Here is a 23580-nt window from a genome sequence, read left to right on the forward strand (position 1 = left end):
CCAGCCCTTGATTGGTCACTTGAAGATGCAGCTTGAAACCGTAGTACCATTGCTTTTTGGAAGCACAATACCCCATATCCGCGATCCCTCGAAACCGCTTGACGCGCTGCATTCTTGCGGGATGGCACAACGGAAGAGGCAAGCTGTCGACGACCGCATAAGCATGGTGTTGGCCGCGTTTCGCCAGCTCATGACGGATCCATTTGATGGCGAAACCAAGCGCCCGGCAGCGGCGGTTGTATCGGGAGCGTTCAAGAAACGAGCCGTTTGTGAACAAATTTCCCGTGACAAAACGATGCCAGGCTCGTTCGGAAGAAAAGCCCAGCAGCTTCCCCAAAAGGTGAACCGCCATGACCACTTCGTCTTCTTGCTTGACCAAGTGACGGTTGCGGCGATGAAGATACATTTGAATCAACGACAGTTGGGCAGAAACAAAACAGAAAATAGCGGCATATTGTTTTTGAAGTTTGGCTGGATCTGTAGTAAAATGAAAGTGCTCTTGCATGGGGGATCTCTCCTTTCGAATGTTGGGTGACACTTTCATTCTACTGGAGATCCGCCAGCAAGGGCTATTTTTATGCTTGATCAAGTTTATCTAGCACCACGGGTTTTTTAAAATTCTTTTCCACAATGTTCGACAAGTTTTTCTGCTTTTTCATTTGGCTAAACTGCATGATAGTCAACTCTCCCCCCTCGCTTAAAGCCAAATGAAAGCTTCCAATTGCATCTATAAATTATAGACAAAGGAGTTTTGCTGCTATATTATAGACAAAGGGGTTTTGTTGCGATGAACATCGTCTGTGCGACATTGAACGCCAAATACATTCATATGAATTTAGCCATCCGCTATTTAAAAGCATACGCTCAGCCCGAATTTGACGTCAAGCTTGTTGAGTATACGATCAAAGACCCGGTGCTGAACATTGTGACTGATTTGTACCAACGCCGTCCGGATGTCATCGGCTTCAGCTGCTACATTTGGAACATTGAAGAAACGATCAAAGTCGTCAAGCTGTTGAAAAAAGCAGCGCCGAATATTGTCATCGTCGCCGGCGGACCGGAAGTGTCGTACGATGTGCGTGAATGGATGGAGCGGGTGCCGGAATTGGATTTTATCGTCATCGGTGAAGGGGAAGAAACGTTTAAACAGCTGCTCTTTGCCTTAGAAGGCCGCAAAGAAGTGGCAGATGTCGCAGGGCTGGTGTTTCGCGATGGAGACCGCATCGTCATGAATCCACAACGGAACAAGCTCCGCCTTGCTGATATGCCGTCGCCGTTTCGCTTTCCGGAAGACATCCCACATCTTCCGAACCGGATCATCTATGTGGAGACAAGCCGCGGCTGCCCGTTCAGTTGCCAATTTTGCCTGTCCTCGATTGAAGTAGGTGTCCGCTATTTTGACCGTGAAAAAATCAAGGATGATTTACGCTATTTAATGAAGCACGGAGCGCGGACGATCAAGTTCGTCGACCGGACGTTCAACATCAGCCGCAGCTATGCAATGGACATGTTTCGCTTTTTAATTGACGAACATGTACCGGGAACGGTATTTCAGTTTGAAATTACCGCCGACATTATGCGCCCGGAGGTCATCGAGTTTTTAAACAAGGAGGCGCCGCCCGGGCTGTTCCGCTTTGAAATCGGCGTCCAGTCGACAAACGACGAAGTGAACCGTCTCATTATGCGCAAGCAAAACTTCGCAAAACTTTCGCGAACGGTGACGATGATTAAAGAAGGCGGGAAAATCGCCCAGCATTTGGATTTGATCGCCGGTCTGCCCGAAGAAGACTACAACTCGTTCCGAAAGACGTTTAACGACGTGTTCGCCCTTCGCCCGGAAGAACTGCAGCTTGGCTTTTTGAAACTGCTGCGCGGCACTGGGCTGCGCCTGCGCGCCGAGGAGTACGGCTATGTGTATATGGACCATGCGCCATACGAAGTGCTCGCCAACAACGTCTTGTCGTTTGATGACGTCATCCGCATCAAGCAAGTGGAAGACGTGCTCGAAAAGTATTGGAACGCCCATCGAATGGACGAAACGATCGAGTACTTGGTGACCGATGTGTTCCCATCGCCGTTTGACTTTTTCCAGCAGTTTGGCACGTATTGGGATGAGCGCGGCTGGGCGCGCATTGGCCATCAGCTTGAGGATTTATTCCGCCGCCTGCATGAGTTTTTACGTACGTGTGCGCCAGATGCCCTGCCTGTCGCCGAATCGCTCATGAAATACGACTACTTGCGTGGACAAAAGCATAAGCCGCGCAAGCCGTGGTGGGAAGAAAAAACGGAGAAAACGACGCGCACGACCGTCTACCGCGCGCTGCTTGAGCGCCCCGAGGCGCTTGGGGAGGACTTTGCCGTCCTCGGGCTCGGGGAAAAGGAATTGTTTAAACATACGGTCGTTGAAATCGTGCCGGTCGATGTCGGCCGCTATATCGCCGCGAAGCAGCTCTCGTTTGCGCCAACGGCCATCGTCGCCTATTTCGACCCGTCTGGCACAGGAGCTACGGTCTTTTCTGCACCGCTTTCCACCCTGTTTGCGTCATCCGCATCGGCTTGAACGCCCAAGCGAAAAAGAGCGCTGTTTCCAGCGCTCTTCTTTGTCCGCCCACCGATCCAATCCCATCAAAACGGCGGTCTCACCGCGGCGGCTATTTTTGTTTTGTCTCCTTCTCCTTTGCTTGCTTTTGCTCCTCGATCAGCCAAAACGGCTGATCACGAGCGAAATCGCCCCATTCAAACGCCATTTCTTCATTCGTTCGAGCGGGCCGCTCCTTATGCTCTTTACCCATCGCCGCCTCCTTGTCTCCCTTTTTTCGAATTGCGGTTCGCGCCGCGGATCATGTCCTCCTCGCCGGCATATTGTGCCGCAAATTCGGTATCCGGCAAACTTTCCGTTGGCGTTTTATTGTTGTTTTTCGCTGCGTCAAATTTCACTTTTCGCTTCATCATCGTTTCGTCTCCTCCTCATCAACCGTTTTCCGCTCATAAGCGACAAGCACAATTTCTTCTCCTGTTTCTTCACGCAGCCGCTGTTCGAGTTGCTGAAGCTGGCGAAGCGTCCCGTCATGAAGACGGGCGACTGGAAATGCGACGTTGGCCACACCCATCCTCCTTTCACATTTTTTCTTATCATGCCTCGTTCAGGTGCGTTTTATCATAGTTCCGAAAGAAGACTCCCACTTCAAGCAAAGCGAAGCGGGAGTAGTTCACGCGTCTCCATAGCCGGTACATCTCCCGTCTGTCATCATCCTAATGGAGTCTATATTTCCACCTATATGATGTACGTTTTTTTTATGGATATGCCGAATGAAAAAGGGCTGCCGCCAAAGGAGGACAACCTTCCTTTCGGCAAACAGCCCCTTTTCGCAATGATCGGTAAACCAGTATGCAAAATATCTGTTATTTTCCACCTGTGAATGAAATCCCTTTAATAAAATAGCGATTGAAAAAGGCGTAAATAACCAATACAGGCATGGTAAATACCATTGATGCAGCCATAATGTAGTTCCAGTAGCTAATATATTGCCCTTTGAAGCTGTTAAGCCCAAGCGGCAGCGTAAACAGCTGCGGATCGGACAAAATAATGAGCGGGCGCATGAAATCGTTCCACGAACCCATGAAGACGAAAATGGCTTGAGCCGCCAACGCCGGACGAGCGAGCGGAAGAACAATCCGGAAAAAGATCCCGAGCCGCCCGAGTCCATCAAGTTCTGCCGCCTCTTCCAACTCTTTTGGAAAGTTAATGAAAAATTGCCTCATCATGAAAATAAACGTAGCGTTCACCATCGTCGGCACGATCATTCCTTGATACGAGTTCAACCAACCGAGCTGTTTCAAAATCAAATAGTTCGGAATCATCGTCACTTGGGCTGGAATCATCAAGACAGCCAAAATGATCAGAAACAGCGGTTTTCTGCCGGGAAATTGCAGTCGGGCCAACGCGTAGCCAGCCATAGAGTTGAACAATAAATTCAGCACCGTCACAGTTCCCGCAACCACAACGCTGTTTAGCAGCCAGCGTGGAAATAGCTCCTGTTCGACAAAAATCTGCTTATAATTATCAAGCGTAAACTTTTTCGGAATAAAGGACATGGTTCCGCTCACAATTTCTTCAAGCGTCTTAAACGACGAAGACAGCGCCCATAAAAACGGAATCATCGTAATCACGGCATATGTGATCAAGACCGCATACAGCAACAGCTTTCCAATGCCCATTTTCTTTTTCATCCATGCTCATCCCCTTAATAAAGAGACTCTTCTTTTGACAACTTCCGTTGCAACAATGTCACGATGAAAATCAAAATCGCTAACGCAAACGCGAGCGCAGCGGCATATCCCATTGTCCCTAATGTTTTAAATGCATATTGGTAAATCAAAAGCACAACCGTCAACGTCGAGTTGTTCGGACCGCCGGAACCGCCCGAGAAAATATACGATTGGTCAAACAGCTGGAATGTCCCAATCAGCCCCATGACCACGACAAATGAAGTCACCGGCCGCAAATAGGGAACAGTAATATGCCAAAACTTTTGCCAAGCGTTCGCGCCGTCCAGCTCAGCTGCTTCATACAAGGAATCAGGAATATCTTGCAACGCCGCCAAATAAATGACCATAAAGTATGGGGCTGTCGCCCAAATGTTCATGATCATAATGGCATTCAATGCTACATCGGGATCGCCGATCCAGTTATATGTCGGCAAACCAACCGCTTTCAATACGTGATTGATAAGTCCATTTTGGTTGTACATCCACATGAAAATGAGCGTCAGCACGGCCGAGGACGTCAACGTCGGCAAAAAGTACACAATGCGGAAAAACTTTTGTCCCTTGAGCCCTGCATTTAATGTCGCCGCTAATACAAGCGCTAAAATGGTCTGGCATGGAACGACAATGACGACATATTTCAGCGTGTTCCATAACGCGATTTTGGCCCGAGTATCATCGGCCATGCGCTTGAAATTGTCCAACCCGACGAACTCAAACGAAGTCGTACCCAACAATTGCACTTTGTGAAAGGCCAGAAAAATCGCAAACAAAATCGGGCCGATAATAAAAAGAAGCAGCACAAATAAAGTAGGAGACAAAAACAAGTAGCTTGCCCCCGCTTCGCGCCACATTCGCTTCGTTGACATTCTTTTCATCTTATTCCCTCTCCTTGCCGAGAATCAAATCGCTGTTCCTCTCTTTCTAACGCAGCCAAAAATAGCTGCGGTTAGAAAGAAAGGAACAGCTCCCTGGCAGAGCATGACCCGTCTGCCAAGGGCTGATTCGCCTTATTTGCTTTCGATTTCGCTGTTCGCCGTTTTTTGTGCTTCTTTCAACGCTTCAGCAAGCGGACGTTCACCGAGGAAAGCGCTGACAAATTGGTTATTGAAGTTATTCGTAATAATCGGCAAGTTCGTTCCATTCTGCCATACGGTCGCATACGATGCGCCAGCGACAAGCGGTGCACGCAGCGGATCTTTGTCAAATCCCAATTCAGCAGCGACCGATTTCCGCGTCGGCAAAGCGTATCCCTTGCTCGTCCATGTTTTCATTCCTTCTTTTCCTGTCAAATACTCGATCAGCTTCCAAGCGGCTTCTTTCTTTTTCGAATCTTTGTTCATGACATAGGCAACCGTATAAGCCATAGTCGTTTTTTTGCCGTTGATCGTTGGAATTTCAGCCGTTCCAAATTCTAAGTTCGGGAACGTCTCTTGCAGGAACGGAATCGCCCAGTTTCCTTCAATGACCATGGCCGCCTTGCCTTGACCGAACATCTCGCCGCCCCATGTAGCCCCAACTTCATTAGGTTGGGCTGCCGACTTATCTTTTAAGTGCATATCAACGATCGGCTGGAGCGCCTCGACTACTTTCGGATCAGCGAAGCTCGCTTTATTATCTGTCACAACTTTGCCGCCTTTGGATTCAGCAATGTAGTATAAGCGAGCCAGTTCCGGAGCAACGCCAAATCCGTATACTTGTTTCCCTTTTGTCAGCTTCTTCGCCACTTCCCGCAGTTCGTCCCAAGTTTTCGGGACTTCAACACCCGCTTCTTCGAACATCTTTTTATTGTAAAACAGTGCTAGCGTCGAATAGTCTTTCGGGAACCCATAAATTTTTCCATCTTTCCCTTTAAACGCATCAAGCATCGGTTTTTCAAAATCGTTAATGTCAAAATCGTCCGTTACATATTTGTCAAGCGGCTCAAGCGCCCCTGTTTCAATCAGAGCTGGGGCTTCAAATGCATCAAGGTAAAACACATCCGGCCCTTGCCCACCCGCTAAACGGGTTTTGATGACATCCATATACTGGTCGGCAATGACTTCATACTTGACCTTAATGTTGGGATATTTTTTTTCAAAATCATCCAACGTTTGTTTCAACAACTTTTGCTCCGTTGGATTGCCGCCCCAGCCAGCTAACGTGACTTCTACTTTCTCGCCTTGCTTACTCCCCCCGTTTGCCTTCTCACTTTTCTCACCACCGCCGCAACCGGCCAAAAGGCTGCCAAACAGCATCGTTGTGATGCCTAGCGCTGCCATCCACTTTGTTTTGCCCATGTAAACAACCTCCCCTAAAAATTGGTTTATATACACAGGGAAAGGAATGCTTCCCCTGCTGTTAACGAAGGACAATATCCCAACCCGTCGTATTCTCATCGATTTGGACATGGAAGTTATCCTGCTCACGGGTAACCGTCAATGACAATCGCCCGCCGCCGATTAGGATGTTTTCCACACGCAACATATTCATCGAATCAAGCAACGTCGGCGACAGATAAATATTCTTTTCCAACGCATTAGGAAACAATCCTAATAACGCCTGAACAAACACAAGCGGCGTCCCAGCCGCCCACGCCTGAGGCGAGCAGGCGACAGGATAGCGGACCGGTTTTCCCTCTGACCGGCTGTAGCCGCAAAACAACTCCGGCAAGCGATCATACTCAAAATGCATCGATGCTTCCATGAGTCCTTCAATGACCGTCTTTGCCTCGCGCCGCCTCCCCAGTTTGCTTAAGCCAAGCAAAATGAGGCTGTTGTCATGCGGCCAAATGCTTCCATTATGATAGCTCATCGGGTTATATCCCGCTTCTCCTTCGGCCATCGTCCGGATGCCGTAACCCGAAAACATTTTTTCCGAAAGAAGGGTGTCAATGACGGCATCCGCCCGCCTTCCTTCGAGCATTCCTGAAAACAGCACATGACCTGGGTTCGATGTAATCGTTCTGACAGGGGCTTTGTTTTCATCTAACGCAAGAGCATAAAATTTCCGATCTTCCATCCAAAACTGTTCTTCAAAGCGCTTTTTCAAAGCTTCCGCCTGCGTTCGAAGCGCTTCTGCTTTTTCCACTTCCTGAAGCTGTTCGAAAATGTCGGCAAGCCCCATTTTGGCTTGATAAACGTAGCCTTGGACTTCAACAAGGGCGATCGGCGCGCGGGCATACTCGCCGTTTTCGTGCACAATCGAATCGCCTGAATCTTTCCATCCCTGATTGGCAATCCCCTTGCTCGACTCCTGGAAATACTCGACAAATAAATCGCCGTCGCGGTCGCCATACCGGTCAATCCAATGGAGCGCCGCATCAATGTTGGATCGAAGCTGCCGGACGAGATCGAAGTTGCCGGTCCATTTGACATACTCCACCAACAGAACTAAAAAGAGCGGCGTCGCATCGATCGTTCCGTAATAAGGGGTAAACGGAATTTGATTCGTATTGGCCAACTCACCGAATCGGATTTCATGCATGATTTTTCCAGGCTGTTCATCGCGCCACGGGTCTACTTTCGTTCCCTGATAGCGGGCCATTGTCAACAACGTGCCTTTGGCTATTTCATGGTTGAACGGGAGCAGCTGCAAAGCCGCAATCAAACTGTCCCGGCCGAAGGGAACGCCAAACCACGGAAGTCCGGCCACCGGAAATGGCCCACAGCCAAGATCCGTAAGCAGCACCCGCAAATCCCCAATGCCCCGGCGGACTAAACGCTCAAACTGTCGTTCGTCCGTGATGACGTTCGCTGTTTCCCTTTCCCAACGCTGATAGGATTCTTGCAATCGTTGAAGCGCCTGTTCAGGCGGAATGACCTCCACTCTGCCTGTTTTGCCGGTGATTGGTTCGACCATCAACGTAACCGTCTGCTCTTCCGCCGGGTCGAGCGCAAAGTCAAAAACAATTTCTCCATGTTCCTTAACGGTTTTCTCCTCTCGATCCCAGCTGACCTTCGTTGCCCGTTCCACTCCGTCGGCTCCCTCGTAATGGAACGTGAGCGAACGTTTTCCAATGGTCTGGCCTGTCCGCTTTCCCACCTCTCCTGTCTGGAAGCCGCGAACGATAAACATATCGGCAAAATCGGCATCCATGTGCACGCTGATTTCCAATTGCACCGGCTTGGGATGATAATTTTTCAGCTTAATGGTTTCATAGAGCACACCCGCATAAATAAATCGTTTGCGCTCAATTTCAACGGATTCGCGCCACAAAATCAGCTCTCCGTCCCGTTCAATATGAGGGTTTGTCAATAAAATGGTAGCGACATAATTTTGCGCCGCATCAGACGCCAGCAGCACCGGTTCTTCCCCATTGATGCGCAAACTCCATTTGCTCAAAAAACGGGTGTCTTTTGTATACAGCCCTAATCCGTACGGATGATGTTCAGGGATATCCCCGTCTTGATCTGTCAATAAAAACACATCGTTTTCTTTAATCACTCGATAATCCATGCTGCTTCCCCCTGATTCTAGGTTGTCATCATCGGCTCAACAGCACGATGTCTTTCCTGCGTCAATTATGCTTACAAGCGAATTCCAAAACGTTTTCATTGATGATTCAAAAAAAGTCTGTCTTCATGACACCACAACAATCCGAAACGTTTTGGATCATAACTGAAACTGGCTCAGGGCGGTGAAAAAAGCCCTCATCCATCTTTTTTCACCGTCGACCCCCGTATTTTCAGTTCTGTTTCCAGAATCTTGACATGGGACTGAGCGTTGCCTTCCAACATATCAATCAACAGCTTGGCGGCCTCATATCCCATAGCAAATTTGTCTTGGGCGATGGTGGAGAGTGCAGGCGATGAATAGGACGCTAAAATAATGTCATCGTAGCCAATCACGGCCACATCATCAGGAACTTGCTTCCCCAACCGTTTTACGGCCTTGATGACACCTAGCGCCATTAAATCGCTTGCACAAAAGAAAGCCGTAATTTCTGGATATTGCTGAAGCAGCCTCAATGCCTCCTGCTCCGCGATTTCTTCGCGGAACGCTCCATTGGCAATCCAATATTCGCGTACGGGCAAACCTGCTTCAATCAATGCTTCCTTGAATCCTTTCTCACGCTGTTCACTCACAAATGCGTATTCATATCCATTGATCATAGCGATCCGTTTATGCCCGAGCTCAATTAAATGACGCACCGCTTTTTTCGCACCCAGCACATTGTCCGTTGTCACATAGCCAACGGTTTTGGACTCGATGGGAATATCAATCAGGACACATGGAATTTCGCTTTCCACGACCTCATGCAAATACGGGTCATCCGTACGAATCCCTTGCAAAATCGCCCCATCGACGCGCCGCTCCCGACAAAGCTGTGTATACGTTTTTTCTCTTTGCTTGGTCGATGTCGTGCTGAACAGCACCATATCATAATCGACTTCACTGACATACTCATTGACGCCGGCCAGCACCTCAAAGGTAAAATTATCCTTGGCACTTTCCCTTGTTAATCCAGAAACGAGCAGCCCGATCGTCTTCGATTTATTCATGACAAGCCCGCGCGCCAGTGTATTGGGGCTGTAGTTCAACTGCTTCGCGATATCCATGATTTTTTGTCTCGTTTTTTCATTCACATCGGAATAGCCGTTCAGCGCGCGTGAAACCGTCGTAATCGAAACTCCCGCTGCCTTGGCAATATCTTTAATGGTTGTCACTGCCATTCCTCCAAAACGTTTTCGGTCATCTGCTCGTTTTCATTATAAACAATAACCGAAAACGTTTGCAATCTTTTTTTTAATGAAAAATTCCTCCTTTAATTCCCAACCATATCTCTTTGTTAGATCGTCCATACTAATCATACCGCATCAAAAAAACCATCAAGGAGGAATTTCATATGGCTCGTTCAAGCAACAAACTGCTTGTTCCAGGCATCGAACAAGCGTTGGAACAAATTAAGTACGAAATCGCCCAAGAGTTTGGCGTACAGCTCGGGGCTGGCACGGTTTCGCGCGCCAACGGCTCCGTCGGCGGAGAAATTACGAAACGGCTCATTGCTCAAGCACAAAGCGAATTGGCAGGCCGAAAAACGGAATAAAGCCGAGCGGAATCACTCGGCTTTTTTCGTTTTGGCATCCATCGCTTTCAAATGGCGGTGGGCGTCGGCTTGGCGGCGATGTCCCTCCTTGCCGCTGTCGCCCCCATTCCCCTTTTTCTTTTCATAATGAGCGCCTGGCCGCAACGGACGGGCGTTCCCATGGCTTTTCCATTTCACATAACTCTCTTTTTCAGGAGAAAGGCTTCCTTTGGTCGGATGAGAATGTTTCTGCTTGCGCGGCGGCTGTTTTTCGTTTTTTGATGGCTTCGGGTTTGACTCGTTATGGTTCTGTTTCTTTGACGGCTGTTGTGTCGGTTGTTCTTTGGCCGCTGGCGTTTTGTTTTCTTTTTCTCCACCTTTGGCCTTATCTTTCCAACCTTCTCCTTTCCGGCCGTTTCCATCTGCCGAGCGGACAGATGCTGGCGCAGCCGGTTTCACCTTTTTCTCGATTTGCAATAGTTTTCCGGTTGTCATCCCCCGTTTGACAGCTTGGTTGCGCACTGCCATCGTACTATTGGCCGTGGTAATGACAATCCGGTCATCCGCCACTGACCGCTGGATTTCCGCGAGCGCTGCGGACAGCTTCCGCGCTGAAGAGGCGTCGCTCTCCCTCTCCACCGTCGTAATCAGCACTTCCCCGCCTTTCTTTAAATACCCCTTTTGTTCGCTTAACGCAATGATTTGTTTCGTTACCGAAGAAAACGGTTGACGTTTCCAGGAAGGAAGCGCCGCCAGCACCTTCTTTCCTTCCTCATTGTAAGCCTTCAGCGTCAACACGCGCAGCTCCGCGTCGACACCCGCTTCTATGCTTGGGTTGATGTCGATCGACATGTAGGCGTACACCGCATTGGAAGGCCATTGAATCCAAGTCGCTAGAAGCACCGTGGCCGCCGTTAGAACGCTTATGAGCGCATATCGAAACGAACGGCGGCGAAACGGAAAAGGACGGCCAACCGCATTCGCTTTGACCTCTTCTCCAATCTCGCATTCTTTTTCTTTTTTCAATCGAAGAAATTCCCCTTCCGGCGTCAATACAGTGACGAACTCTTCATCCAACTCCAGCACAATTCCCTTTTTCACGATGAAAGCACCCCTTTTATATAGTCCTTCAAGTAAATGTAATCGCCTGCCAAAATGACCGCGACCGCAATAATGTATTTTCTGTTTCTCTCAATCGTCTTGCGGCTGACCGACGCCATCGTTTCCAGCTGTTTGATCGGCAGTTGCTTTTTTCGAAACAAAATACCAAGCCATTCGTCATTCGCAACAAGCAGTTCAGCCACACGAATAGCGTTGAGGCGGGCGTCTTTATGTTTTGGCGATTGTTCGACTAAATCGTGAAAATGAATGCCGAATTGTTTCAGCACTTGCTGGTAATGGAGAATTTCTTCCCGACGCTGTTCCTGTTCGATTTGCCTATAAAACTCCTCAACCGATAATTTCGCATCTACGTACGTTTGCGCCGCCTGCTCGCCGTTTTCTTCATCTTCGACATGCCATATGGCCTCTCGCGTTCTCACCTCTTTTCGAATGTAATCGATGAGGCGCCGCTTAATGAGCAGCTCCGCAAACGACAGAAAGGAACCTCCTTTGTGCAACGCATATTTTTCAATCGCTTCGTTAAAAGCGATCAGCCCGATGCTCGCCTCATCATCTTCCTCGCGGATGAACCTCTTGCATACACTTGAGACTGTTTTGACGATAAACGGCTTATATTGCCGGATAAGCTCATTGCGCAACGCTTCATTTCCCCGCTGAATTTCCACAACCGTCCGTTCAAGCGTTCTCTCTCTTCTTTTCAATAATGTCCCAAACACCCTTTTCACCCCGCTCATACAAAACCGGACTGACGCTCGTTCTTTATACTATTCGCACATCGCAATCCAAATATGACCGTCGTTCAAAGGGGATTTTTTTAGCTGTGCAAGTGAACACAGGTCCCCAAAAGAGCCCAACGCCGCCGCGCCGAGCACACGCCTTCCATCGGCAAAAAATCAGGTGTTTTTCCCATCTAATGAAAAAGGGGTGAAACGCGGTGTTGCCGAAAAGTTTGACGAAATGGAAAAAGGGGCTGTTTCCCCATTGGGACAGCCCCCTTTCCATTATGTGGCCGCTCATCCAGCCTTTTCTTCCGTCCGTGCCATTTCATTCAGCTCACTATGCTTGCGGCCGTAGATAAAGTAAATCACTAGACCGATCAGCAGCCACGAGACAAAACCGATCCATGTCATCGCCGGAAGCTGAAGAACGAGGTAGCCGCAGAATAAGACAGCCAAAATCGGGACGACCGGGACAAACGGAACGCGGAATGCCCGCTTTAAGTCCGGCTGCGTTTTACGCAACACCAACACGCCGATCGAGACGGTGATAAAGGCAAAGAGTGTGCCAATGTTCGTCAGTTCCGCCAATTTGTTGAGCGGGATGATGCCGGCGAATACCGCTACAGCCGCTCCCGTCAGCCACGTATTGACATACGGCACTTGGCGCGTCGGGCTGATGCGAGCAAACACTTTCGGCAGCAAACCGTCGCGGCTGATGGCGTAGAAGAGACGCGTCTGCCCATACATCATCACAAGGAGCACGGTCGTAATGCCGGCGATCGCCCCGAGCGAAATAAAGCCCGCCACCCAGTCTTGGTGGATATAGTTTAACGCAAACGCCACTGGGTTTTTCACGTTGAGCTGCTCGTACGGAACGATGCCTGTCAATACGAGTGAAACCGCAATATACAACAATGTGCACACAAGCAACGAGACGATGATGCCAATCGGCATATCACGCTGCGGATTGCGCACTTCTTCCGCCGCCGTCGACACCGCATCAAAGCCGATGTAAGCGAAAAACACCGTCGCCGCGCCGGTCGCCACGCCAGAGAAGCCATACGGCATAAACGGCGTCCAGTTCTCCGGTTTGACGTACCAAACACCGACCGCCAAAAAGAGCAGCACGACCGCCACTTTAATGGCAACGATCACCGCATTAAAACGAGCCGATTTTTTCGCACCTAAATTCAACAAAAACGTAATGAACAGAACGATGATAATCGCTGGCAAATCGATGAACGTTCCTTTCGCCGGATCATACGCACTCGTTAGCGCCTTCGGCAGCTCGATGCCAAAACCGGCAAGCAGTCCTTGGAAATAGCCGGACCAACCAACGGCGACCGCCGACGAAGCAACCCCGTATTCCAAAATCAAATCCCATCCCAAAATCCAAGCGATGAGCTCACCAAACGTGGCATAGCTGTAAGTGTAAGCGCTCCCCGACACTGGCACGGTTGAGGCAAATTCTGCGTAACAAAGCGCCGCAAACACACACGCCAACCCAGACAAAATGAACGAAAGAACGAGAGCCGGACCAGCGTGTTCCGCCGCCGCCACCCCAGTCAGGACGAAAATGCCTGTCCCGATAATGGCGCCGATGCCAAGCATCGTCAAATCAAATGCGCCTAACTCTTTTCGCAGCGAAGCTCCTTTTGCCCCCGATTCTTTCATGAGCAACTGAATCGGTTTTTTACGAAACAAATTCATAGATGTCTCCCCTTGTCGTTTTTTGTAGAAAATTGTTGAATTTTATTGTCGAATACAGTTGTCATTCTACATGATCCTTGTTTTTTTGTAAAGTGCGAAAATAAGAAAAACAGCAAAAAATTTTTTCCGTTTTGTGCGGCAAAGCAAAAAATAGTTTTTTTGAAATAACAAAAAATATTAATTTACAAATTTTTCAGATAAATATATAATGAATATGTGACAAATTTGCGACAGAAAGGAGGATGGTTCTTCCGATCATCGTCATGCATCGATATCTCATTTTGAAAACGCTTGAATTCAAATCAAGGAGGGATTTTCATGGCCGTCAAAAAGCAGTCGTTTTCCGATCCGGTCGGCGCTAATTACGAAGCGATCGCCCAGTCAGCTTCATTTCGCGCCCTCATCCAAGCGAAGAAACGCTTTATCGTTCCGGCGACCGTCTTTTTCTTCGTTTTTTACTTCACCCTTCCGGTATTAACGTCGTACTCGAAAGCACTCAATGCGCCGGCGATCGGGCCGGTCAGCTGGGCTTGGCTGTTTGCCTTTGCGCAATTTATCATGACATGGGCCTTATGCATCCTTTATTCGAAACGCGCAGCACAATTTGATGCCATCGTCGAGCAAGTGAAGCAAGAAGCGAAGGAAGGAGGAAACGCCTAATGCACGGGTTGGCCTTTTTCCTCTTTCTCATCATCGTTGCCTTGACGCTCGTCATTACGTACTACGCCTCCAAGCGCACGAAAACAACGAGCGAATTTTACACCGCTGACAGCAGCCTCACCGGCTGGCAAAACGGGCTCGCCATCGCCGGCGACTATATGTCCGCCGCCTCTTTTCTCGGCATTGCCGGCATGATCGCGCTGACGGGATTTGACGGCTTCTTTTACAGCATCGGCTTCCTTGTCGCTTATCTTGTCGTCTTGTATATCGTCGCCGAACCGCTTCGCAACCTCGGCAAATACACGATGGCCGATATGATCGCCGCCCGTTTTGACGATAAGAAAGTGCGCGGCGTCGCGGCGTTAAATACGATCGCCATCTCGATTTTCTATATGATCGCCCAGCTTGTCGGCGCCGGCGGCCTCATCAAGCTTCTGTTGGGCTTAGACTACGTTTATTCCGTCTTGATCGTCGGCGTTTTAATGACCGTGTATGTCGTATTTGGCGGCATGACGGCCACGAGCTGGGTGCAAATCGTCAAAGCCGTCTTATTGATGGTCGGTACGTTTATCATTTCCATCATCGTCTTTGCTAAATTCGATTTCAGCATCGCCAAAATGTTCCATGAAGTCAAAACCGCGACACCGCTTGGCGAAGCGTTTTTAAACCCGGGCAACAAGTTTAAAGACCCGCTCGATACGATTTCCTTAAACTTGGCGCTCGTGTTGGGGACGGCCGGGCTGCCGCATATTTTGATCCGCTTCTTTACGGTCAAAGACGCGCCGACCGCGCGCAAATCGGTCGTGTATGCAACATGGATCATTGGGATTTTCTACGTAATGACGATCTTTTTAGGGTTTGGCGCCGCCGCGTTCGTCGGCTATGACAAAATCGTCGCCGCCAATCCGGCCGGCAATATGGCCGCCCCGCTGTTGGCAGAAGCCCTTGGCGGAGATTTCTTGTTCGCTTTCATCTCTGCCGTAGCGTTTGCGACCATTTTGGCCGTTGTCGCCGGGCTCGTTCTGTCAGCCGCCTCGGCGTTTGCCCATGACTTTTACAGCCATATTTTGCGGCGCGGCCAAGCGACGGAAAAAGAACAAATGCTCGCCGCCCGCTGGGCGTCTGTCGGCGTTTCCGTATTATCGATTTTGTTGGCGCTGGTCGCGCAAAAAATGAACGTCGCGTTCCTTGTATCACTGGCATTTGCGGTCGCCGCCAGCGCCAACTTGCCGACGATCGTATTCACCATTTTCTGGCGCCGCTTTAACACGACTGGAGCGATTACGGGGATGCTTGTCGGCCTGATCAGCGCCTTGGTGCTCGTCTTCTTCAGCCCGAACGTCTGGTCGCCGCAGCCGGGTGCTGCCATTTTCGTCGGCGAACCGCTCTTTAAGCTCGCCAACCCGGGCATCATCTCGATTCCGCTCGGCTTTGTCGGCGCCATCGTCGGCACGCTCGTCTCGTCGAAAAAAGCGGATGAAAAGAAATATACGGAAATTGTCGTCAAGGCGAATACTGGGATCGGACGCGTGTAACACAACGAAGAAGGGGCTGATCCAAAACGCGAATGCGTTTTGGGTCAGCCCCAAATTGGCGTTACAACAGTTTGTATAGGTAATATTCATTGACAAATTCTCCGCCCACTCTTAATGATTGAACCCTCTCGCCTTCTAATACGAATCCCATCTTCCTATATAAGTTGAACGCCTTATCGTTCCCTTTCATGACCGTAAGTCCTAATCTCGAAATTCCAACTTCCTTTGCCCACTCAAACGCTTTGTTGAATAGTTTAGTGGCAATGCCCTGTCCTTGATAGTCTTCAAGAACTCCCAAAACAACATTGGCAGAATGTCGATTTCGTTTTACATCGCCTCCCTTTTATCATCCTTTATGCCGTCGCCGTACGATGAAACACCTTCGCAAACTGCGTATACCGCTCCACTTGGCGGCGGTCGACTTCATAGCCGATGCCCGGGGCGTTCGGCACGCGGATCAAGCCGCCTTGCACCTCGACTTCCGGTGTGATAATATCCCGCTCCCAATAATGGGACGACGCGGCGGTGTCGCCGGGAAGCGCGAAGTTTTCCAACGTCGTGATCGCGATATTGTGGGCGCGCCCGACCCCTGCTTCCAGCATCCCCCCGCACCAGACCGAAACGCCGCGCTCAGCGCAAAGATCGTGGATGCGCTTCGCCTCCCAAAGCCCGCCGACGCGCCCGATTTTGATGTTGATGATGCGGCAGCTGCCAAGGTCAAGCGCCTTGCGCGCATCGTCATAGGAACGAATGCTTTCATCAAGGCAAATCGGCGTCTGAAGAAGCGGCTGCAGCCGGGCGTGATCGACAAGATCGTCAGCGGCGAGCGGCTGTTCGATCATCATCAGCCCAAATTCATCGAGCGCCTGAAGCCGCTTGGCGTCAGCGAACGTATACGCCGAATTGGCATCCGCCATGAGCGGCACGTCGGGAAACGCGCGCCGCACGTCGCGAATGACATCAACATCCCATCCCGGTTTGATCTTCACTTTGATCCGCCGGTACCCTTGCGCCACATACCGCTCAATCACCTGAAGCAGATCGTCGACCGTCGGCTGGATGCCAATGCTGACGCCGACTTCAATTTCCTTTTTCGTTCCCCCGAGAGCTTGACAAAGCGGGACGCCGAGCCGCTTCGCATATAAATCCCATACCGCTCCCTCAAGCGCCGCTTTCGCCATGTTGTTTTGGCGGATGGCGGCAAATCGCTCTGGCAATTCCGCTGGATGCCTAAGCGGCTTCGAAAACAAGAGCGGCACGAGAAACTCTTCAAGCATATGCCAGTTCGTTTTCACCGTTTCCTCGCTGTACCACGGGGCGGAAAACGCAACCGATTCGCCCCAGCCGGAAACGCCATCGCAGTCGACCGCCTCCACTAAAATAAACTCTTTCGTTTGAAACGTGCCGAAGCTCGTTGTAAACGGCGCCTTCAACTCCATTTGCAAATGGCGCAATATGACGTACTCGATGTTGATCGCCATTCCTCTTCCCCTTTCTGCGGCAGTCATTCGTTTCTCCTCACCCATATGTAGTGCATCGCCGGCTCCCCGGAACGGCGCCAAGCGCCGGCGGCAATCCAGCCTTCCGTGAGCAACCGCTGAAACAGAGCGCGCGTCGCCAGCCGCCACTCAAGCGCCAGCGCGAGATCCCGCTCTTTCAGCTGCGGAAAGTCAAGCGGAACCGCAGCCAACAACAACGGCGCCGCTGTTTCATCGATGTCTCTCAGCAAGGGCCGCAACAGACCGTCAGCCCTTTGACCTGCCTCGAGCACCGTCAGACTTCTGGCCTTGAGAAGATCAGCTTTAGCCAAGCTCCGCTCCCCGGTCGGACGCTCATCAAGCCGCCATTCGACAATGAAGCGGTCGGACGGCAGTTGACCGTTCAACGCGTCATTCATTTCGCCGTAGCAGTTTTCCACATACTCGACGCCAAGGGCCCCAAGCTTCGCCAAGTTCAAATAGCCGTTTCGACTTTGCAACGGGTCATACGTCCAGCGGATGACTCGATAACCGCGCCGCCGCGCTTCTTCCGCCTGTTTCATTTTCAAGCGATAGCCGAGGCCACGATCACGAAACGATTCAGCAATCCCCATCATATGGGAACAAAGATACAATTCCCCATTTCGAAACCCAGGAAAGCTGTAGACAAAGCCGACAAGCTTCCCGTCCGCATACGCCCCGATGATAATGCCCCCGTTTTTCGCCACCGTCAGCGTTTGATGGAGCGGAACCGGCGCCGTTTTCCAAATCTCCTCCTCAAGCCTGGCCATCTCTTTCAACTGTTCGATCGTCTCAATGATTTGCAGCGACAGAGACACGTTCTTTCTCTCCCTGTGGCGCAAACGTCGAAAACGTATGGATGACCGTTCGCGCCAAAATTTCCACGCCGGAAAGCAAATCGTCGCGCCGGAATGTCATCTGCGGATGATGGAGCCCAGGGCGCAAGTCACAGCCTAACCCGAGCATCGTTGTCTTCAGCTCCGGTTTTTGAAAGGAATAAAAATGGAAATCCTCTCCTCCCGATGTCACAACCGGCGGAACGCATTTTTCCGTCCCTAAAGTCGTGATAATCGCCTCCTCCATCAGCCGCACAGCATCTGGATCAGGATCAGCGGCGACGATGCGCGTCCGCTCAACAAGCTCAATATCAGCTCCGTAAATCGCAGCGACCCCATTGATCACATGGCGCAGCCCCTCGACGAGCCGCTCCATCGCCTCGTTCGTTTGCGCCCGCAAATCAAGGGCAAATTCCGCGTAGTCCGGGATCGTGTTCGCATCTTTTTCACCGGCGTGAAACTTCGTCATTTTGATCGACGCTGGCACTTGTGGGTCGATATGAATTTTGCCGAGCTCCTGCACGATGGCGCTGCCGACTTCAATGACGTTGACGCCTAAATGCGGCCGCGCGGCATGCGCCGCCACGCCGCGAATCCGCCCCTCGATGCATTGCGCCGCTCCGTGAATGATCGCTGGAGACGCATAACCGCCTTTTACCTCTTGAATTGGGCGCAAATGAACGCCGTACAAAAACGTTAGGCCATCAGCCGCTCCTTTTTCGATCATCTTCAGCGCCCCCGTGCCTTTTTCCTCAGCCGGCTGGAACAAAAACCGCAGCGTCCCCGGCGGCTCATAGCCGATGCGGCGAAGCAATTTCGCCACGCCAAGCACAATCGTCATGTGAGCGTCGTGCCCGCACGCGTGGTTCGGCTGCCAAACGCCGTCAACTTCTTGCCAAAGAGCGTCCATATCGCTGCGCACTCCGACCATCAACGGCCCTGTGCCAATTTCCGCCACCACGCCCGGACAATCGGCAAACGTCCGCGCCCGATACCCTTCGCGCTCCAACTCTCGGCGAAGAAATTCGGTTGTTTGCCACTCTTCCCAACTGATTTCTGGATGACGATGAAGGTGATCGAAAATCTCCCATAGCTCCGCCTTCATCTGCTGAACAATTTCTTTCATCCCGCTCTCCCCCGCTGTTTAAAATCAATAGAAAAAACATGGTTATATTCATTATAATATTCAAGCAAACAAATACAACGATAGGCAAATGATTGGAAAAAACAACTACACGCAGTTAAGGGCGGCGCTTGACCAGTTGGTTGACGACCTCAGAAAAAATGAGCCCCATCGCAATCGCCCCAGAAATCATGAACGCTTTTGCCGCTAGTGAAATGGCCGCATTGTAATCGTTCATGACAACATGGCGCATCGCCTCAAACGCTGTTCCGCCCGGCACAAGGGGAATAATGCCAGAGACGATAAAAATCGTCGCCGGCGTTCGATAGCGGCGGGCGAACCCGTTGCTTACAAAAGCGACGAAAAACGCCGCTGCAAACGTGGCGGCGACACCGTCCACCCCCGACCGGGCGGCGGCCATATACATCGCCCAGCCGCTCATGCCGACAAATCCGCTGTGCGGCAGCAATCGTTTCGGAATATTGAAAATGACGCCAAACAGCGATGACGCCACAAAGCTAAGCAACAGCTGCACAATCATCATCGGTACTCCCTGCTAACGAATCGATAAAATAAAGGCAATGCCGGTGCCGATCGCAAACGCGGTTAAAAACGCCTCAGCACCGCGCGACAAACCGGCGATCAAATGGCCGGCCATTAAATCGCGCACCGCATTGGTAATCGCCAGCCCCGGCACGAGCGGCATCACCGAGCCAATCATCATGTTTCCTACGTCCCTGACAAATCCGGCACTTTCCATCAACAGCACGATCCCACCGGCGACAAAAGCGGCAAAAAATTCAGCGAAGAATCGGATTTTCACGAACCGATGCATCATTTCAAAACACCAAAACGCCATTCCACCAGAAAGAAGGGAAGGGAGAAAATGATTCATGCCGCCTAACAGCGAGGCAAAACAAGCGCTCGCCGCCGCTGCGGCAGCGGTTTGCTGCCAAAGCGGATAACCGAGTGGCAGCTGCTGAACGCGTTCCAGTTCTTTGCGCGCTCCGTCGAGCGACAGTTCGCCGCTGCTGATGCGGCGGGAAATGTGGTTGACAAGCGCCACCTTGGATAAATCGGTCGAACGCTCGGAAATGCGAATAAACCGTGTTACATTCGTTCCCTCAACGGAAAACATGATGCCCGTTGGGGTCACATAGCTGTGTGAGCGGGAAACACCGAACGAAGCGGCGATACGCCCCATCGTATCTTCCACCCGGTACGTCTCCCCACCGCTTTCAAGCATCAATTTTCCCGCTAATAAACAAACATCAACAATGTCATCCACCCGCTCCGTCATGACCGGTTTGCTCCTTTCGTTTTCGCCCGGCATGGCATTGGCCGGTGCCCCCTTATCCCGTCAGCCCCACTAGGCGCTCATCGCAAAAACAAACTCCCACCAAACGGATTGGCAGGAGTCGCCTTGGATATCGTCGTTACCAAACTTGTTTCCATTATACCAAACAGGCGGCTAACTGCCAAACCGTGAAGGGAATCTCACCGTTTCCCTTTCTTTCCTATTTTTCTGCTTCTTTCGCCTGATTTTTCGCGCCTACAGTCGAAAACAGACGGGTCAACTGCGAAAACGTTATAACGAAACCCAAAGCAAAAGGAGGAACGATGGTGATGAACAAGCGATTTTCGCTCCCTCGCATACTATCAACAAGCGCACTTGCCGCTGCTGTTGCGCTCACTCCTTACAGCCCGGCGGTGTTCGCCAGCACAGGAATCGAGGGGAAAACAGACGGCAACACGGCAACCGAAGCAGATGCCGGTGTCAACCACGACGTCCCGGTTTTGTTGCCAGGCGACTTTTTCTACTTTGTCAAAACCATGATGGAAAAAATCGAACTTGCCCTCACGTTTGACGATGCGGAAAAGGCGAAACGGCTCGCTGAATTCGCTGAAGAGCGGCTAGCCGAAGCAAAGGCGCTGCTTGAACGCGGAGACGTCGAGCAAGCAAAAGAAGTGCTCGCCAATGCCCTGAAACAACAAGATCAAGCATGGAATGTGTATGAAAAAACAAAACAAGCGGATGAACCAAGCGGAGAAACCGCAAAACCTGATGCCGAAGCATTGCGCCAACAGCTGGAAGAAAAATTTTCGCAAAACATCACGGCCTTGCAAGCCGCACTTGAACGGGTGAAAAACCCGCGCGCCAAAGAGGTGCTCGCCCGCAACATTGAAAAAGCGAAACAAAAACTGGAAAATAAAATCGAAAAGCGGCTGGCGAAACAGGCAGAACAAAGCAGCCAAGTAGAGGAAATAGGCGATGAACAAACAGCACCGACAGCACCGGCCGGCGAAACGGAGGAAGCGAAAAACGAGAGCGCACCAACGGCTCCTGAATCCATCGAAACAGAAAAGCCAGCCGCTGCACCGGTGGAAGACGATACAGCGGTTCGTCTAGATGAACAAACGAACACCGCCGCCAAAGCAGACACGAAATCGTCGCTGACGCGAGCCATAAAAGCGGAAGCAAAGGGCAGTGTCCGCCAAGGTGTCGCCGCGAGCGCCAAAGCAAACGGCCGGGAACATCAAGCAGCGGCAGCCGGAAAGCAGCAAGCAGCGTTCCGCGCCTCTGTCTCTGTTTCACAACCTCCGAAACAAACAGCCAAACCGCAGGTGAAAAACGACCATTCGCCGGCCCATAGAAAACAAGACAAGGAAGAAAAGAACAAAAAATAAGTTCCGTTTTTGAAGCTGTTGCTAAAGCAAGGGCTGTTTTCCGAAGCGAACGGGAAACAGCCCTTTCTCCTTGACAATAATGGACATCGTCGTTCCATTGTTCTTTCACCTCCGCCTTAACCGCTCGCTTCCTTGCTCTTGCTTCCGTCATTCAGAATATTCGAGATTCTAATAAACCCCAAAACATAGAGGATCGTAAATCCCCAGCTAATCACTTCGCGAATCACAATCGCTCGGTCAAACGCCTCGATGCTATAGCGAATAATCAAATGCGCCTTGATTGCCGCCGGCAATCCATCGCGCAGGGCAAAGCCAACAGCGCTTCCCCATCCCTCGCCCTCCTTACGTCTACTTGCAGTATACGAGTGAATCACTCACCTCGTTTTCACGCCAATGACCCGCAAACGCCCCGGCTCAATCCAAGCGAATACTTCCCCTTCTCCTGCATCCTCGCCATCCGCGTGGATCAGGACAGGAGCGGCAGGGCGGATGCGCACGTTCCGACCAGTGAACACGCAAACTTCTTTCATTCGTACATGCCCGCCCCAAAATACGGTTAAAAACAGCGCAAGAATTTTCCAACGCGGCATCGGCCCGACGACCGTCACATGAAGCAAGCCGTCATCGGCCCGGACGGACGGAGCGATGCGCATTCCCCCACCGTAGTATGGGTGATTCGAAACCGTTGCCAGCCAGGCCTTCAAAAACGAATAATTCTGTCCATCCACACAAATATCAAGGTCAACCGGTTGATAGCGAAACAACTCTCTTACTAAATAAAACACATAAATGAACGAACCGAGTCCAAAACGATTCAGCCTCCCTTTCCATTTTGAACGGTTGGCCATGCGGGCGATATGGGCGTCAAAACCGCAGCCGATGCTGTTGGCAAACACGCCGTCGGGCACGGCGCTGCTGGCAAAACGGCCGAGATCGAAAGCCAAATCCTTGCCGGATCGAACGTCACTCAACAGCCGTTGGAGCGCCTGTTTCGGTTTTCGGGCAAGACGGAAACCGCGGACAAAGTCGTTTCCCGTTCCGGCGGGGATGCAGCCAATCGCAACGTGCGGAAACGAACCCGCTCCGTTCACCACTTCATGCACGGTCCCATCGCCCCCGACCGCCGCGATCACCGTCGGCTCAACGCTTTCCTCGCCGATTCGTCGGGCGATTTCCTTTCCTTCTCCCTTTCGGCTCGTCCAATATGCCTGATAGGCGATTCCTTCCCGATCCAGCAGCGGTTGCAGCTGCTTCCAAATGGACACGGACCGGCCGTTTTTGGCGGCTGGATTGATAATGAAATAAAGGTTCATCCTCTTCCTCCATTCATAACCCCTTTTCTTACCTATTGGCGGTTGGTTTCATTTTTCCTCTCGTCGAAATGAGAAAAATCCGAACCCGCAAACCGGATTCGG

The 23580-nt window shown here is 51.0% G+C and carries 23 protein-coding genes and 2 pseudogenes; 5 read left to right on the top strand and 20 right to left on the bottom strand.

Going from position 1 to position 23580, the window contains the following annotated elements:
• Positions 1–505, bottom strand: a pseudogene (locus ACVBDQ_RS03835) (IS982-like element ISGsp1 family transposase); the annotation flags it as partial.
• Between the two features lie 282 nt (positions 506–787).
• On the opposite strand from ACVBDQ_RS03835, the gene ACVBDQ_RS03840 reads away from it, so the two are divergent.
• The gene (locus ACVBDQ_RS03840; RefSeq protein WP_318549582.1) at positions 788–2560 is read left to right on the top strand and encodes a B12-binding domain-containing radical SAM protein; all 1773 of its coding nucleotides are present in this window, start codon (positions 788–790) and stop codon (positions 2558–2560) included.
• Positions 2561–2651: 91 nt separating this feature from the next.
• On the opposite strand, the gene ACVBDQ_RS03845 is transcribed toward ACVBDQ_RS03840, so the two are convergent.
• The 8 genes from ACVBDQ_RS03845 to ACVBDQ_RS03880 form a co-directional block, all read right to left on the bottom strand.
• Entirely contained in the window at positions 2652–2792 is a 141-nt protein-coding gene (locus ACVBDQ_RS03845; protein ID WP_318549583.1) for a hypothetical protein, read from the bottom strand.
• Positions 2785–2952, bottom strand: a complete 168-nt coding sequence (locus ACVBDQ_RS03850; RefSeq protein WP_011230441.1) for a hypothetical protein — start codon at positions 2950–2952, stop codon at positions 2785–2787. Before ACVBDQ_RS03850 ends, ACVBDQ_RS03845 begins: the two co-directional genes overlap by 8 nt.
• Complete coding sequence (locus ACVBDQ_RS03855) at positions 2949–3104, bottom strand: hypothetical protein (protein WP_013523245.1); 156 nt, start codon at positions 3102–3104, stop codon at positions 2949–2951. Before ACVBDQ_RS03855 ends, ACVBDQ_RS03850 begins: the two co-directional genes overlap by 4 nt.
• Before the next feature lie 298 nt (positions 3105–3402).
• Positions 3403–4230: a carbohydrate ABC transporter permease gene (locus tag ACVBDQ_RS03860; protein ID WP_023634100.1), complete on the bottom strand. Its 828-nt coding sequence runs from the start codon at positions 4228–4230 to the stop codon at positions 3403–3405.
• Between the two features lie 14 nt (positions 4231–4244).
• The gene (locus ACVBDQ_RS03865; protein WP_023634101.1) at positions 4245–5144 is read right to left on the bottom strand and encodes a carbohydrate ABC transporter permease; all 900 of its coding nucleotides are present in this window, start codon (positions 5142–5144) and stop codon (positions 4245–4247) included.
• A gap of 132 nt (positions 5145–5276) precedes the next feature.
• Positions 5277–6545 (bottom strand): ABC transporter substrate-binding protein, encoded by a 1269-nt coding sequence (locus tag ACVBDQ_RS03870; protein ID WP_023634102.1) that lies wholly within the window; start codon positions 6543–6545, stop codon positions 5277–5279.
• 61 nt (positions 6546–6606) lie between these two features.
• Positions 6607–8703 carry an amylo-alpha-1,6-glucosidase gene (locus tag ACVBDQ_RS03875; protein WP_318549586.1) on the bottom strand — a complete coding sequence of 699 codons (2097 nt, stop codon included), beginning with the start codon at positions 8701–8703 and terminating at the stop codon, positions 6607–6609.
• 194 nt (positions 8704–8897) lie between these two features.
• The gene (locus ACVBDQ_RS03880) at positions 8898–9914 is read right to left on the bottom strand and encodes a LacI family DNA-binding transcriptional regulator (protein ID WP_144329747.1); all 1017 of its coding nucleotides are present in this window, start codon (positions 9912–9914) and stop codon (positions 8898–8900) included.
• Positions 9915–10093: 179 nt separating this feature from the next.
• Here ACVBDQ_RS03880 and ACVBDQ_RS03885 point away from each other — a divergent pair, with 179 nt between their 5' ends.
• On the top strand, positions 10094–10294 hold the full coding sequence (locus ACVBDQ_RS03885; protein WP_011230435.1) for an alpha/beta-type small acid-soluble spore protein: 201 nt from the start codon (positions 10094–10096) through the stop codon (positions 10292–10294).
• A 12-nt stretch (positions 10295–10306) separates the two neighbouring features.
• Here the strand turns inward: ACVBDQ_RS03885 and ACVBDQ_RS03890 are convergent, their stop codons facing one another.
• From ACVBDQ_RS03890 to ACVBDQ_RS03900, 3 genes are all read right to left on the bottom strand, one after another.
• Positions 10307–11374 carry an anti-sigma factor domain-containing protein gene (locus ACVBDQ_RS03890; protein WP_318549588.1) on the bottom strand — a complete coding sequence of 356 codons (1068 nt, stop codon included), beginning with the start codon at positions 11372–11374 and terminating at the stop codon, positions 10307–10309.
• Entirely contained in the window at positions 11371–12129 is a 759-nt protein-coding gene (sigI, locus tag ACVBDQ_RS03895; protein WP_021321416.1) for an RNA polymerase sigma factor SigI, read from the bottom strand. The genes ACVBDQ_RS03890 and sigI overlap by 4 nt, the downstream gene beginning before the upstream one ends.
• A gap of 279 nt (positions 12130–12408) precedes the next feature.
• Positions 12409–13824, bottom strand: a complete 1416-nt coding sequence (locus tag ACVBDQ_RS03900) for an amino acid permease (protein ID WP_014195252.1) — start codon at positions 13822–13824, stop codon at positions 12409–12411.
• Positions 13825–14142: 318 nt separating this feature from the next.
• Between ACVBDQ_RS03900 and ACVBDQ_RS03905 the strand changes: the two genes are divergently transcribed.
• Both ACVBDQ_RS03905 and ACVBDQ_RS03910 read left to right on the top strand, forming a co-directional pair.
• Positions 14143–14484, top strand: a complete 342-nt coding sequence (locus tag ACVBDQ_RS03905; RefSeq protein WP_011230430.1) for a DUF485 domain-containing protein — start codon at positions 14143–14145, stop codon at positions 14482–14484.
• Positions 14484–16019 carry a solute symporter family protein gene (locus ACVBDQ_RS03910; protein WP_014195250.1) on the top strand — a complete coding sequence of 512 codons (1536 nt, stop codon included), beginning with the start codon at positions 14484–14486 and terminating at the stop codon, positions 16017–16019. The genes ACVBDQ_RS03905 and ACVBDQ_RS03910 overlap by 1 nt, the downstream gene beginning before the upstream one ends.
• A gap of 61 nt (positions 16020–16080) precedes the next feature.
• On the opposite strand, the pseudogene ACVBDQ_RS03915 reads toward ACVBDQ_RS03910, so the two are convergent.
• From ACVBDQ_RS03915 to ACVBDQ_RS03940, 6 genes and pseudogenes are all read right to left on the bottom strand, one after another.
• Positions 16081–16329: pseudogene (locus tag ACVBDQ_RS03915) on the bottom strand (N-acetyltransferase family protein); the annotation flags it as partial.
• Between the two features lie 43 nt (positions 16330–16372).
• Complete coding sequence (gene menC / locus ACVBDQ_RS03920) at positions 16373–17500, bottom strand: o-succinylbenzoate synthase (protein ID WP_014195248.1); 1128 nt, start codon at positions 17498–17500, stop codon at positions 16373–16375.
• Between the two features lie 23 nt (positions 17501–17523).
• Positions 17524–18336 carry a GNAT family N-acetyltransferase gene (locus tag ACVBDQ_RS03925; protein ID WP_020279521.1) on the bottom strand — a complete coding sequence of 271 codons (813 nt, stop codon included), beginning with the start codon at positions 18334–18336 and terminating at the stop codon, positions 17524–17526.
• Positions 18311–19480 carry a M20 peptidase aminoacylase family protein gene (locus ACVBDQ_RS03930; RefSeq protein ID WP_014195246.1) on the bottom strand — a complete coding sequence of 390 codons (1170 nt, stop codon included), beginning with the start codon at positions 19478–19480 and terminating at the stop codon, positions 18311–18313. Before ACVBDQ_RS03930 ends, ACVBDQ_RS03925 begins: the two co-directional genes overlap by 26 nt.
• Positions 19481–19595: 115 nt before the next feature.
• Positions 19596–20021 (bottom strand): threonine/serine exporter family protein, encoded by a 426-nt coding sequence (locus ACVBDQ_RS03935; protein WP_020279520.1) that lies wholly within the window; start codon positions 20019–20021, stop codon positions 19596–19598.
• A gap of 12 nt (positions 20022–20033) precedes the next feature.
• The gene (locus ACVBDQ_RS03940) at positions 20034–20777 is read right to left on the bottom strand and encodes a threonine/serine exporter family protein (protein ID WP_063167400.1); all 744 of its coding nucleotides are present in this window, start codon (positions 20775–20777) and stop codon (positions 20034–20036) included.
• A 326-nt stretch (positions 20778–21103) separates the two neighbouring features.
• On the opposite strand from ACVBDQ_RS03940, the gene ACVBDQ_RS03945 reads away from it, so the two are divergent.
• Entirely contained in the window at positions 21104–22165 is a 1062-nt protein-coding gene (locus ACVBDQ_RS03945; protein ID WP_227016057.1) for a DUF5667 domain-containing protein, read from the top strand.
• Positions 22166–22281: 116 nt separating this feature from the next.
• Here ACVBDQ_RS03945 and ACVBDQ_RS03950 read toward each other — a convergent pair whose 3' ends face one another.
• Positions 22282–22539, bottom strand: a complete 258-nt coding sequence (locus ACVBDQ_RS03950) for a hypothetical protein (RefSeq protein ID WP_014195242.1) — start codon at positions 22537–22539, stop codon at positions 22282–22284.
• Complete coding sequence (locus tag ACVBDQ_RS03955; RefSeq protein WP_014195241.1) at positions 22540–23478, bottom strand: diacylglycerol/lipid kinase family protein; 939 nt, start codon at positions 23476–23478, stop codon at positions 22540–22542.
• Positions 23479–23580 lie beyond the last annotated feature (102 nt).

This window comes from Geobacillus sp. CCR, from assembly GCF_052906625.1.

What these genes read in the sequence shown, in the direction of transcription:
- ACVBDQ_RS03930 (WP_014195246.1), bottom strand. Translation starts at nt 19,480, where the DNA reads ATGAAAGAAATTGTTCAGCAGATGAAGGCGGAGCTATGGGAGATTTTC.
- ACVBDQ_RS03860 (WP_023634100.1), bottom strand. Translation starts at nt 4,230, where the DNA reads ATGAAAAAGAAAATGGGCATTGGAAAGCTGTTGCTGTATGCGGTCTTG.
- ACVBDQ_RS03900 (WP_014195252.1), bottom strand. Translation starts at nt 13,824, where the DNA reads ATGAATTTGTTTCGTAAAAAACCGATTCAGTTGCTCATGAAAGAATCG.
- ACVBDQ_RS03955 (WP_014195241.1), bottom strand. Translation starts at nt 23,478, where the DNA reads ATGAACCTTTATTTCATTATCAATCCAGCCGCCAAAAACGGCCGGTCC.
- ACVBDQ_RS03870 (WP_023634102.1), bottom strand. Translation starts at nt 6,545, where the DNA reads ATGGGCAAAACAAAGTGGATGGCAGCGCTAGGCATCACAACGATGCTG.
- sigI (WP_021321416.1), bottom strand. Translation starts at nt 12,129, where the DNA reads ATGAGCGGGGTGAAAAGGGTGTTTGGGACATTATTGAAAAGAAGAGAG.
- ACVBDQ_RS03945 (WP_227016057.1), top strand. Translation starts at nt 21,104, where the DNA reads ATGAACAAGCGATTTTCGCTCCCTCGCATACTATCAACAAGCGCACTT.
- ACVBDQ_RS03885 (WP_011230435.1), top strand. Translation starts at nt 10,094, where the DNA reads ATGGCTCGTTCAAGCAACAAACTGCTTGTTCCAGGCATCGAACAAGCG.
- ACVBDQ_RS03865 (WP_023634101.1), bottom strand. Translation starts at nt 5,144, where the DNA reads ATGAAAAGAATGTCAACGAAGCGAATGTGGCGCGAAGCGGGGGCAAGC.
- menC (WP_014195248.1), bottom strand. Translation starts at nt 17,500, where the DNA reads ATGGCGATCAACATCGAGTACGTCATATTGCGCCATTTGCAAATGGAG.
- ACVBDQ_RS03840 (WP_318549582.1), top strand. Translation starts at nt 788, where the DNA reads ATGAACATCGTCTGTGCGACATTGAACGCCAAATACATTCATATGAAT.
- ACVBDQ_RS03905 (WP_011230430.1), top strand. Translation starts at nt 14,143, where the DNA reads ATGGCCGTCAAAAAGCAGTCGTTTTCCGATCCGGTCGGCGCTAATTAC.
- ACVBDQ_RS03910 (WP_014195250.1), top strand. Translation starts at nt 14,484, where the DNA reads ATGCACGGGTTGGCCTTTTTCCTCTTTCTCATCATCGTTGCCTTGACG.
- ACVBDQ_RS03935 (WP_020279520.1), bottom strand. Translation starts at nt 20,021, where the DNA reads ATGATGATTGTGCAGCTGTTGCTTAGCTTTGTGGCGTCATCGCTGTTT.
- ACVBDQ_RS03875 (WP_318549586.1), bottom strand. Translation starts at nt 8,703, where the DNA reads ATGGATTATCGAGTGATTAAAGAAAACGATGTGTTTTTATTGACAGAT.
- ACVBDQ_RS03850 (WP_011230441.1), bottom strand. Translation starts at nt 2,952, where the DNA reads ATGATGAAGCGAAAAGTGAAATTTGACGCAGCGAAAAACAACAATAAA.
- ACVBDQ_RS03940 (WP_063167400.1), bottom strand. Translation starts at nt 20,777, where the DNA reads ATGACGGAGCGGGTGGATGACATTGTTGATGTTTGTTTATTAGCGGGA.
- ACVBDQ_RS03845 (WP_318549583.1), bottom strand. Translation starts at nt 2,792, where the DNA reads ATGGGTAAAGAGCATAAGGAGCGGCCCGCTCGAACGAATGAAGAAATG.